The organism is Streptomyces sp. NPDC054840 (genome assembly GCF_053611065.1).
In genome coordinates this window covers 1-6,559 of record NZ_JBSGZP010000423.1, presented here as the reverse complement: position 1 = coordinate 6,559, position 6,559 = coordinate 1, and the positions used below count along the sequence as shown (strand labels likewise).

Genomic DNA, 6,559 nt, shown 5'->3' with positions numbered 1-6,559 from the left:
GTCCACCGGGACCTTGCCGTCGGCCTTGTCGTCGCCCAGGACGGCGGCCAGCGTGGTGGCGGCGGTCTTGACCTCGGTGACCTTGTCGGTCTTGCCGACGACCTCGGTGACCTTGGCGAGCAGACCCGCGGGGGCGCCGGGGGCCGGTGCGCTGGCGATGACATCGCCCACCGCGACGGGCTTGTCGGCCTCGGGGGACCTGCCGGCCTCGGGTGACCTGCTCTCGGACGACTTGCCGGGCGAGGGCGAACGGCCGGGCGTCTGCCCGCCCTTGGCGATGACGGCCCGGCCGGTGGCCCGGTCGTAGGAGGCGACCTTCAGGGCGGACTTCTCGGTCCTGCCCTTCCCGTCGGCCCGGGCCACGGCCGCCGGTGTGGGGGTCCCCTGCGGGGCGGCGGCCACGTCGAGCTGCTGCGAGGTGCCGTCGGACGAGGGGGTGACGGCGGCGGGGGCGGCCGGTCCGGCGGCATCGCCGTGAGGGGTCGAGCCGCAGCCCGTGGCGGTCAGGGCGAGGGCGGTCAGGCCGGGTATGAGGAGGCGTCGGGCGAGCGTGCGCACGTGGGGTGACCTTCGGGGTGGGGGAGGGGTGTGGGGGGGTTACCACTTGGTAACCGGAATCCGATCATGCCATGTGTCGACTGCGACCGTCATGTCCGGATCCCGCCAACTATCCGACGTGTCCTGACTGTTGAAGCTTCACCCACCCGCGGAGGCGCGCGGGCCTACCGCAGTACGCCCGCCTTCGTCCCGTCCGTCAACTTGCCGGACAGGTCCACCTGCGCACCCGCCGGCGCCTTCACCGCCAGCCGGTTGCCGTTCGCCGACCCGCTCACCCCGCCGCCTGACACCGACAGCGAGGCGAACTGCGCACTGCCCGCCGCCAGTACGTACCACTGGCCCGCCCGCGACTTCCACAGCACGCCCGCCAGCACGCGCGGCTCCCGCGGCCCGCAGGCCGCCGACCCCTCCGCCCGGGCCGCCTGCGCCGCCGTCGGGGCACCCGGGGCCAGGAACTGCGCCTGCACCCGGTCCGCCGCCCCCTGCCAGGTCTCGGCCCGCGTGCAGAGCCAGGCCGCCGTCCCGTCGCCCTCCGGCAGCGGCTGCTTCGCGTACGTCCACGCGTTGACCGTACGGACCCCGTGCGAGCGGACCGCCGGCAGCAGACAGGCGATCCTCGACCAGTCCCCGAGCTCCGCGGCCTCCGTCACATCACGCTCGGCACCCGGCGCCCCCGACGTCAGCCGGACCGGGGTCAGTTCACCGAGGTCGGTGATCAGCCGGGTGGCACCGTCGCCCGTCAGGGCCAGCGCGTTCCAGCTCGTGCAGTTGCCCGCCGGGGCCGGGCCCGCCACCGGCGGGGTCACCCCCTCCGGGGTCGGCTTCAGCGCCACCACGGGGGCGGCGGGCTTGAGCAGGTCCCGCAGGGCCGTGCCGGTGACCCAGGGTGCGGTGAGATAGCGGACGTTGCCGTCGACCCGGCTGAGCACCAGCGCGGTGGCGGTCTCCGCCGAGGCGCCGTCGGTCCGCGCGAAGTCGAGGGCGGCGCCCGAGGTCCCGGTCCCGGTCCGCGGTTCGGCGTAGCGGACCACGCGCAGGCCGTCGTACATCAGGACCACGACGGCCTGGTCCACGGCGCCCGCGAACAGCAGCTGCGCCGGTCCCATCGGCGGCCCGGCGGGCGTGCCCGCAGTGGCCGAGGTGACCACCGACGGACCGGGCCGGGCCCACACGGCCAGCGCCCGGCGCAGCAGCTCCGTGTCGCCGGCCCGGTCGCCGCGGGCGGGCCAGGTGGAGAAGCCCGTACGGGAGGACGTGCGCCACAGGGTGGGCGCGGCCCGGACCAACTTCCCCGGATCCAGGGCCTGCTCGGCCGCGGCGTTGCGCGCGTAGAGCGGGGCGGCGGCCCCGTCCGAGCCCCAGCCCCCACCCGGCAGCGCGAGCAGCGCCCCGCACACGGCGAGGGCGGCCCCGGCGGCCAGCGCCGCCCGCCCGAGACGGCGGCGCCGCAGCAGGTCGGTGGGCCGGGCCTGGAGCACGCACGGGTCGAACTCGGGGGAGGCGAACAGGGCGTCGTTCGCCGGATCCCCGGACTCCCGGACCGCGGCGGCCGGATCCGGGACCCCGGCCTCGTCGAGCACCCGGAGCACCTCCGGCTCGGCCAGCCGCTCCAGGGCGCGCAGCACACAGGCGGCCCGGCCCGGCCCGTCGAGGGTGGCCAGCCACTGGTCGAGAGCCAGCTCCTCGGCCCCGCCGGAGCGGGGGAACAGCCGCAGCCCCCACACCTGGGGGAGTACCGGCGGGAGCTGCGCGCGCCGCGGCAGAGTCCGGAAGCTCAGCGGAATCCCGGCCTCCAGCGCGGCGCGCAGCACCCGCAGCCGGACGTACGCGTACCCGGAGTCGTCCGCCCCGCCCCGCTGCCCCGGAACGCCGCCCTGCACGGCGGCCGCGGCCGCCGCCGGGTCCCGCCGCCCGCGCGGCAGTGCCCGCTGGACCAGCGAGTGGGCGGTGAGCACCCGCCGGTTGCGGCCGAGGGCGGGTGGCAGCACCAGATAGGCGAGCCGCACCAGCCGGGGGTAGTGCTCGACGATGGCGGCCTCGGCCTGCTCGACGTCCGGCGGCACGGGAGACACGGGAGGCATGGGGCGGGTGGCGGTATCCGGCGCAGTCACGTTCAGCAGAACGAGCGAATCGTCGGATGGTCACCGGTCGCGGTCGCGGTCGCGGTCCCGGGCCCGGTATCCGCCCGTCCCGGTCCCCGGGCCAGGGGCGCGGGTCAGACCACCAGACGGGCGCGCAGCGCCTCGACCGTCTCGTCGGCGACGCCGAGCCCCTCCCGCACGTACTTCTCCATCGAGCCGTACCGCGTCTCGACCTCGTCCAGCGCCGCCTGCAGGTAGGAGGGGAAGACGCCGATCAGCGCGAGCGCGATGTCCGGGTCACCGCCGGCCGCGGTGAAGCCCTCGATCAGCGGGGCGAAAGCATGCTTGACCGCCGCATCGACGGACAGGTACTCGGCCATCATCGTCTCGTCGTCCGCGCCCAGCAGCGCCAGGACGACCGTCGCGCCCCAGCCGGTCCGGTCCTTGCCGGCCGTGCAGTGGAACAGCAGCGGCCCCGCGTCGGCGTCGGCGGCCTCGGTGAGCAGCATCCGGTACGCGGCCTGCGCGGAGCGGGAGTTCACGAAGGACCGGTAGGTGTCCGCGAACAGGGCCTGCGCCCGGCCGCCGCCCAGATGCCTCTCGGCCACGGCCGGGTCGGACAGCAGGTCCGTCAGCTGCGCGGCGGGCACCTCGGCGGGGTTCAGCTTGTCGGCGAGGACGTCGCCGATCAGGACCCGGGCCCCGGCGGGTACCCGGTCGGGGTGGTCGGCGCGCTCGGCGTCGGTGCGGAAGTCGATGACGGTACGCAGCCCCAGCGCGGCCACCACCAGGTCGGCGTCGAGGTCCAGCCGGTCGAGCCGGCCGGAGCGCAGGACGAGGCCCCGGCGGACGGTGCGGCCGCCGGGGAGCGGGGTGCCGCCGAGGTCGCGGAGGTTGGCGACGGTGGTGGACGGGCTGGCGGTCATCGTGGCAGCTCCTGCGGGGAGTGGTTCATGTAATTTTCTGATGTTTCGCCCCGGAAAGACAATCGAAGGCCAGCGAGACCGCGATGCCCAGCCCGAGTGCGGCCAGGTGCCCGGCGTCCGTGAAGGTCCGCCCGCGCCGGACCACCGGAGCCGCCGCGAGCGCCAGCAGCCCCACCCGCGCCGCCGTACGGACCGCCCCGCGCGGCAGGGCCGAGGTCAGCGAGCCGAGCACGGCGTTGAACCCGTAGCTCGTCCCCACGTCCACCGCGCCCCGTGTCCGCGGATCGGCGCTCCCGCGCAGGGCGCCGTACACCAGGAGGGTCGCCCCGGCGTGCCCGAACAGGAACACCGCGGCCGCCCACCAGGCTCCGTACGCGTATTCGGCGTATCCGAGGACCGCGACCAGCAGCAGCGCGTACGGCAGGGGCATGGGCTCCTCGACGACGAGAGCGCTGCTCAGCAGCGTCTCCCAGCGTCCGGCGGCGAGATTGTCGACGTTCGTCGAGCAGTCCCGGAGCAGGCGCTCCCGATCGGCCGCCCCGGTGCGCTGCAGGGCGTGTGCCCCGAGCTGGACCCCGCCGGCGTACACCGCTCCCCACGGAATTGGATTCATCTGCTCATGATCGGATAAGCCTCTGGCGGGGACCAAGGCGCCCCGTGCGAACATGGCCCGGCCATGTTCGAATCCTTCGCGCCGATGCGCGCCACGCGGGCCGCGATCTTCGCGGCAATGTGCGTCGCCCTGGGTGCGATGGGGCATTCGTCCATGTCCGGAGAGAATGTTCCCCTCTTCGGCCTTCTGGGTGCTTTCGTGGTGACCTGCGGGCTCGCATGGCTCGCCGCGGGGCGGCGGCGGGGCCCCATGGGCGTCACCGCCGCGGTGCTCTCCGTGCAGGGCGTGCTGCACCTGGTCTTCTCCGGGAGCGCGGCCGCGCAGCCCTTCACCGCCCCCGCCCCGATGCACGGCCACCACCCCATGTCGGCGGCGGACGCGGGCGCGATGGCCGCCGAAGCCTCCGGCATGGCCGACATGGCCGGCACCGCCGGGTCGGCGGGCGCCGCGGGCATGGCCGGGATCGCCGGTACCACCGGCATGACCGGTCACGACGGCGTCGGGATGATCGCCGCCCACGTGCTCGCCGGGCTGCTCTGCGCCGCCTGGCTCGCACGGGGCGAGGCCGCCGTCTTCCGGCTGGCCCGCGTCCTGGCGGCGGCCGCGCTCCACGCGGCCCGGCCGCTCGCCCGCGCGCTCGCCCTGGTCCGGACACGGGCGGCCGCCGTACCGGCCCCGCCCGTCTTCCCCGCCCCGTACGAACGGCCGCGCCGCCTGCGCGGAGCCGTACCCGCCCATGCCGTGGTGCGCCGCGGGCCGCCCGGACGCACTCCGCTCCCGCGCTCCACGGCCCCCGGCCGGCCTGCCCACGCCTGACCTGGCGAAGCGGCGAGACCTGGGGCCCGTTCCCCATGTCTTCGCCAACACCTAGGATCCCCATGTCTCTTGACGAGGCTCAAGACGTCCGCACCCCGGACGCCGAACCGGCCGGGACGGCCAAGAACCGCGGCAGCGGCTGGGCCGCCGTACGGCCGCTACTCCTGCGCATGCACTTCTACGCGGGCCTGCTCGTCGCCCCGCTGATCTTCCTCGCCGCCGCCACAGGGCTGCTCTACGCCGCGTCCTGGCAGGCCGAGAACATCATCTACTCCGACGAGCTGACCGTCGCCCGCGTCGGGGAGGGCGCGCTGCCGCTCAGTGCCCAGATCGACGCGGCCAAGGGCGCCGCCCCCGAGGGCGAGGTCGTGTCCGTGTGGCCCGCCCCCGACACCGAGGCCACCACCAGGGTGATCATGGAGAGCCCGGGTCTCCCCGAGGGCGAGACCCTCACCGTCTTCGTCGACCCGTATACGGCCGAGGTGCGCGGCCGGCTCGCCACCGTCGGCGACGCGCTGCCGCTGCGGGCCTGGCTGAGCGAGTTCCACTCCAGCCTTCAGCTCGGCGAGTTCGGCCGCAATTACAGCGAGCTCGCCGCGAGCTGGATGTGGGTGGTCGCCCTCGGCGGACTCGCCCTGTGGCTGGGCCGCCGTCGTCAGCGCAGGTCGCAGCTGGTCGTCCCGGACCGCAAGGCCACCGGCCGCCGCCGCACCCTGTCCTGGCACGGGGCCGTCGGCCTGTGGGCCGTCGCCGGACTCGTCGTCCTCTCCGCCACCGGCCTGACCTGGTCGAAGTACGCCGGCGAGAACATCGGGGAGCTCCAGGACAGCCTCGGTGGGGCCACCCCCGCCGTCTCCGCGCAGCTCGGCGCGGGGGCGGACGCCGGCTCCGACGAGCACGCCGCGCACACCATGCCCGACGGCACGCAGATGGCCCCGCCGCCCGCACCCACCGCCGACGTCGGCATAGACAGGGCCGTGGACGCGGCCCGGGCCGCCGGCGTCACCGAGGCGCTCCGCGTGACCCTGCCCGCCAAGGGCAAGGGGTACGTCATCAAGGAGCAGGACAAGCTGGTGCCGGTGCACCTGGACTCGGTCGCCGTCGACCCCGCCGACGCCCGCGTCATGGACGAACTGCGCTTCGCCGACTACCCGGTCCTGGCCCAGATGACCCGCTTCGGCATCGACCTGCACATGGGCACGACCTTCGGGCTCGCCAACCAGATCGCGCTCGCCGCGCTCGCCGTCGCCGTGATGTTCCTCGTCTTCTGGGGCTACCGCATGTGGTGGCTTCGCCGGCCGACGAAGGACCGCAAGCTGTCCGTCGGCCGTGCGCAGCCGCGCGGTGCCTGGCGCAAGCTCCCGGTGACGGTGCTGCTGCCGGTGGCCGCGGTGACCGCGGTGATCGGCTGGTTCGTCCCGCTGCTCGGGCTCAGCCTGGTCGTCTTCCTCGCGTTCGACGTCCTGCTGGGCTTCGTCGCGGGCCGCCGGGCCAAGGCCGCGTAGGAACCGCGTGGCCGCGTGGCCGTTCGGCCGGTGACCGGCACGCACGAGGTGGGCCCGTAC

At 75.2% G+C, this 6,559-nt stretch carries 5 protein-coding genes and 1 pseudogene; 2 read left to right on the top strand and 4 right to left on the bottom strand.

Annotation, left to right across the window (positions count from 1 at the left end):
- The 4 genes and pseudogenes from ACWGIU_RS25755 to ACWGIU_RS25740 all read right to left on the bottom strand — a co-directional run.
- Positions 1-558 (bottom strand): annotated as a pseudogene (locus ACWGIU_RS25755) (hypothetical protein); the annotation flags it as partial.
- Positions 559-722: 164 nt separating this feature from the next.
- Positions 723-2,639, bottom strand: coding sequence for a hypothetical protein (locus ACWGIU_RS25750; protein WP_453709539.1), 1,917 nt, complete (start codon positions 2,637-2,639; stop codon positions 723-725).
- Between the two features lie 134 nt (positions 2,640-2,773).
- Positions 2,774-3,565 (bottom strand): tyrosine-protein phosphatase, encoded by a 792-nt coding sequence (locus tag ACWGIU_RS25745; protein ID WP_453709537.1) that lies wholly within the window; start codon positions 3,563-3,565, stop codon positions 2,774-2,776.
- Between the two features lie 25 nt (positions 3,566-3,590).
- Positions 3,591-4,178: a rhomboid-like protein gene (locus ACWGIU_RS25740; RefSeq protein ID WP_453709535.1), complete on the bottom strand. Its 588-nt coding sequence runs from the start codon at positions 4,176-4,178 to the stop codon at positions 3,591-3,593.
- 63 nt (positions 4,179-4,241) lie between these two features.
- Here ACWGIU_RS25740 and ACWGIU_RS25735 point away from each other — a divergent pair, with 63 nt between their 5' ends.
- On the top strand, positions 4,242-4,994 hold the full coding sequence (locus tag ACWGIU_RS25735) for a hypothetical protein (RefSeq protein WP_453709533.1): 753 nt from the start codon (positions 4,242-4,244) through the stop codon (positions 4,992-4,994).
- Positions 4,995-5,056: 62 nt separating this feature from the next.
- Positions 5,057-6,499 (top strand): PepSY-associated TM helix domain-containing protein, encoded by a 1,443-nt coding sequence (locus ACWGIU_RS25730; RefSeq protein ID WP_453709531.1) that lies wholly within the window; start codon positions 5,057-5,059, stop codon positions 6,497-6,499.
- Positions 6,500-6,559 lie beyond the last annotated feature (60 nt).